General features: G+C 41.5%; 4 protein-coding genes and 1 pseudogene. 4 read left to right on the top strand and 1 reads right to left on the bottom strand.

The genetic code is table 11. The features are described from left to right. The 4 genes and pseudogenes from VNZ46_RS13400 to VNZ46_RS13385 all read left to right on the top strand — a co-directional run. Nucleotides 1-541, top strand: a pseudogene (locus VNZ46_RS13400) (hypothetical protein); the annotation flags it as partial. After that, nucleotides 507-1,694 (top strand): XrtY-associated glycosyltransferase XYAG1, encoded by a 1,188-nt coding sequence (locus VNZ46_RS13395; protein ID WP_325560604.1) that lies wholly within the window; start codon nucleotides 507-509, stop codon nucleotides 1,692-1,694. The pseudogene VNZ46_RS13400 and the gene VNZ46_RS13395, both read left to right, overlap by 35 nt. Then, nucleotides 1,684-3,087, top strand: a complete 1,404-nt coding sequence (locus tag VNZ46_RS13390) for a glycosyltransferase (protein WP_325560603.1) — start codon at nucleotides 1,684-1,686, stop codon at nucleotides 3,085-3,087. The genes VNZ46_RS13395 and VNZ46_RS13390 overlap by 11 nt, the downstream gene beginning before the upstream one ends. Then, a complete protein-coding gene (locus tag VNZ46_RS13385) occupies nucleotides 3,059-3,607 on the top strand; it encodes a WcaF family extracellular polysaccharide biosynthesis acetyltransferase (protein ID WP_325560602.1) in 549 nt (182 codons plus the stop codon). The genes VNZ46_RS13390 and VNZ46_RS13385 overlap by 29 nt, the downstream gene beginning before the upstream one ends. 6 nt (nucleotides 3,608-3,613) lie before the next feature. Here the strand turns inward: VNZ46_RS13385 and VNZ46_RS13380 are convergent. Then, nucleotides 3,614-3,800: thioredoxin family protein (locus VNZ46_RS13380; RefSeq protein WP_325560601.1), on the bottom strand; the 187-nt coding region annotated here is incomplete at its 5' end.

The raw sequence follows: 3,800 nt of genomic DNA, 5'->3' as shown, positions 1-3,800 counted from the left end.
CTGGAATTTCTTAACCCACCGTTTCAGTGAGACAGAAATGTTTTGCCAGTACATCAAAGCTGTACCGGATCAGCAACCCTATTATGGCCTTAAAATTTTAAAGAATTCCTTCTATGCCTTAATTCCAAGAATTTTTTGGAGTCAAAAACCCAATACTGAAAAAATTTCCATGGAAAGGGTATATACCTGCGGGGCTGTAAACCGTTTATCGGCAGCTTCTGCGAAGACCCGCCCTGTAACTGATGCCTATCTAAGTGGGGGATCCCAGATTGTCTTTTTAGCTATGTTTCTTTATGGCCTGATTGCACAATGGCTCTGCAATAAAGCTGAAACCCTATTCGGCGGTTATCCACTGGGATGCATGATTATCTTTAACGGCTTTTTTCTACCGCTTTGGCGCGGAAACAATTGGGAATTTCTACTCAACAACATTACATACGGCTTTGCCCTGATGCTCCTGTTGTTTCATATGCTTAAACATTTTCAAATACTTCAAAAAATAAACGATGCTAAAAATCCTCCAGATCACCCCATCTTATAAGCCCGCTTATATCTATGGCGGAACTACCGCCTCCGTTTCCAAATTATGCGAGGAACTCGTCAAAAGCAGATTAGAAATAGAAGTTTTGACCACTAATGCCAATGGGGAGTCCGTTCTGCAAACGCCGTCAAATCTGCCTTGTCATGTAGACGATGTTAAGACCTGGTATTTTAAACGCCTTACAAAGGACCACAGCCATTTTTCACCTGCTTTGCTCTGGAATCTTAGAAAGCAGATTAAAAGCCATCACAAGCAGCACATGATCATCCATATTCACTCCTGGTGGAACACAGTCGCCATTTTCTCTCTAATATTGGCCATATGGTACCGTATCCCCGTAATTCTTTCACCCAGAGGAATGCTCACTCCTTATACATTGCAAAACAAAAGATCATTGATTAAGAAACTTTTTCATAAGGTGATTGGAATCTGGCTGCTTAAACAGTGTATTATACATGCCACTTCAGAAAAGGAAATGGAAGATCTTTACAAAATTCAACTCCGTCCAAAGGACATTTATATAATTCCCAATTTCATCAATTGCCCAAGCTCACTTTTTCATCATGATCTGACCGCTAAAAACCCTGGTATTACAACAGAAAAGAATGCATTTCGATTTCTATTTCTTTCCAGGATAGAAGAAAAAAAGGGAATTGACCTCCTGTTTAAGGCCTTGAGCAGAACTAAATTTGCATGGACCCTGTCTATAGCCGGTCAAGGTTCTCCGGATTACATCTGGTCATTAAAGAATCTAAGTTTTCATTTAAACATACATCAGCACATCAACTGGGCGGGTTACCTTAACCAACAGGAGAAATTTGATTTTATCCAAAAACACGACTTGCTGGTTTTACCTTCCCAAAATGAAAATTTTGCCAACGTGGTCATAGAAAGTCTCGCCAGCGGCACACCGGTCCTACTCACCAGGGAAGTTGGACTGGCAGCCTATGTACTGCAGCACGATCTTGGCTGGATCTGCAAATCCACTATTACAGACTTAACACACACGCTTTACAAGGCTTATAAGGACATCCATAAAAGGAGTGAAATCAGGAAATATGCACCAAAACAAATTCTGAATGATTTCTCCGCCCCACGTCTGACCATCCTTTATCAGGACATGTACCAACAAACCTTAAAAAATGCAAACTGATTATACCTTTATCATCCTCACTTTCAACGAAGAAATACATCTTCCCAAACTACTGGACTCCATAAAGGGACTTCAAGCCCCTATTTTCATTTTAGATTCCGGCAGTACAGACAAGACCATCGATATTTGCAAGACCTATCAGATACAATATACCTGCCGCCCTTTTGATAACCACCCTAAACAATGGCACTATGCCCTCAACACCTTCCCTATACGTACCCCCTGGGTGATTGGATTAGATGCAGATCAGATGCTCAGTCCGGAACTGTACCAGCAACTCAAAAACTTCAAACACCAAAATCATCATCACTTAACCGGAATTTATTTCAACAGAAAGTACCATTTCAGGGGTAAGTGGATCAAACACGGAGGCTACTTTCCTAAGTATATGCTCAAAATGTTCCGGTACAACATCGGTTATTCCGATCTCAACCAGAATATGGACCATCGTTTTCTGGTTCCCGGGCCTACGCAAATATGGAGAAAAGGATATTTGATTGAAGAAAACCTCAAAGAGAACAACATCTCTTTCTGGCTGGAAAAACACAACAGGTATAGTGATCTTCTCGCAGAAGAAGAAGTTAACCGGCTATACCTCCCTGTAAAAACTTATAGAACCGAGTTATGGGGTGCTCCCAATGAACATATAGCCTGGCTAAAACAATTCTGGAATATCCTCCCAAGATACCTGAGACCCTACCTTTACTTTTTCTTTCGTCTATTCTTTCAAAAAGGAATATTGGATGGAACAACCGGCATCTTATATCATTTCCTCCAGGCATTCTGGTTCAGATTAATTGTCGACATAAAAATTGAAGAACAGTTCAGATTAAAAGGTATAAAACCACAACCGTCCGCCGGCAGGAAATTTGCCTTCAGGTTTCTTCTGTTTTTCCTGATCCTCTATCTCGGTAATCTAGGTTTTATAGGAATAACAACACCCGGAAAGTTTTACAACCAATGGCTGGACCAGCACCTCAACTACATCAGATACTGGCGTGAATTTAATATTTCCTCTTCTGCAGCCCTGTTGACCCTGATGGGGTACGAAGTAAAAAAAACCATTTTCAACCTCCATGTTACCGGCAGATCTGGTTTTCACCTGGTCTACTCTTGTCTCGGTTATGGAATTATGAGTGCATTTGCAGCCTTTGTCATGGCTTACTCTAAATCCATCAGATCGAAATTCCTGTTCCTGCTGCTGGGCATAACAAGCTTCCAAACCCTCAACCTGCTCCGCCTCTTGCTTATTACACTTTACTGGCAGCCAGACTATAGGATAAATCTACATTTTCTGTTCAATTTTCTTACCTACAGCATTATGGGGCTCCTCACCATGATATGGGTGCATTCTAAAAATCAATATGGAGACAAAACTAAGAAAAGCCTTTAACAAAGGATCCTATCACCCGGGAGCCAGTAAACTTAAAATCAGCCTCTGGTATTTGACCAGCTTATTGTTATTCAGGTCCGGACTGCTGCCAAACAGCACCCTGCTGGTTGGTATACTTCAATTGTTTGGCGCAAAGATTGGAAAAGATGTGCGCGTCAAACCCTTTATCCACATTAAATATCCCTGGAAATTGTCATTAGGAAACCATTCCTGGCTCGCAGACTGTTACATAGAAAACCTGGAAGATGTTCGTATAGGAAGAAACGTTTGTATCTCACAAAAAGCTGTATTGCTCACCGGAAATCACGATTACACAAAAAGCACTTTCGATCTGCGCAATGCAGGAATAACTGTAGAAGATGGTGCATGGATCGGAGCTGGGGCAACCGTATGCCCCGGTCTTACTGTAGGAGCCCATGCAGTATTAACGGTAGGTTCGGTAGCCACCACTAATTTGGATACATTTACAGTTTATTCAGGAAACCCAGCCATTAAAATCAAAGGAAGAATAATCAAATAGTCGGTATCAGCCGTCTATTGCCCCCTCAATAATAGTTTTCAACTGACTGGCCTGTATAACCCCAGACTGCCTCCATTTGATCTGTCCTCCCTTAAATAAAATTAAGGTAGGTACACCCTGGATCTGGTAAATCCTCGAAACAGACGGATTCTTATCCACATCGACTTTAAGTATCGTTGCCTTATCTCCGATC

Origin of the sequence: Pedobacter sp., assembly GCF_035566355.1 — a bacterium.
Taxonomy (GTDB): Bacteria; Bacteroidota; Bacteroidia; order Sphingobacteriales; family Sphingobacteriaceae; genus Pedobacter.
This window is presented reverse-complemented; position numbering and strand designations above follow the sequence as displayed.

Excerpts from the sequence above, each read along its gene's own strand:
- VNZ46_RS13390 (WP_325560603.1), top strand. The coding sequence starts at position 1,684 with ATGCAAACTGATTATACCTTTATCATCCTCACTTTCAACGAAGAAATA.
- VNZ46_RS13385 (WP_325560602.1), top strand. The coding sequence starts at position 3,059 with ATGGAGACAAAACTAAGAAAAGCCTTTAACAAAGGATCCTATCACCCG.
- VNZ46_RS13395 (WP_325560604.1), top strand. The coding sequence starts at position 507 with ATGCTAAAAATCCTCCAGATCACCCCATCTTATAAGCCCGCTTATATC.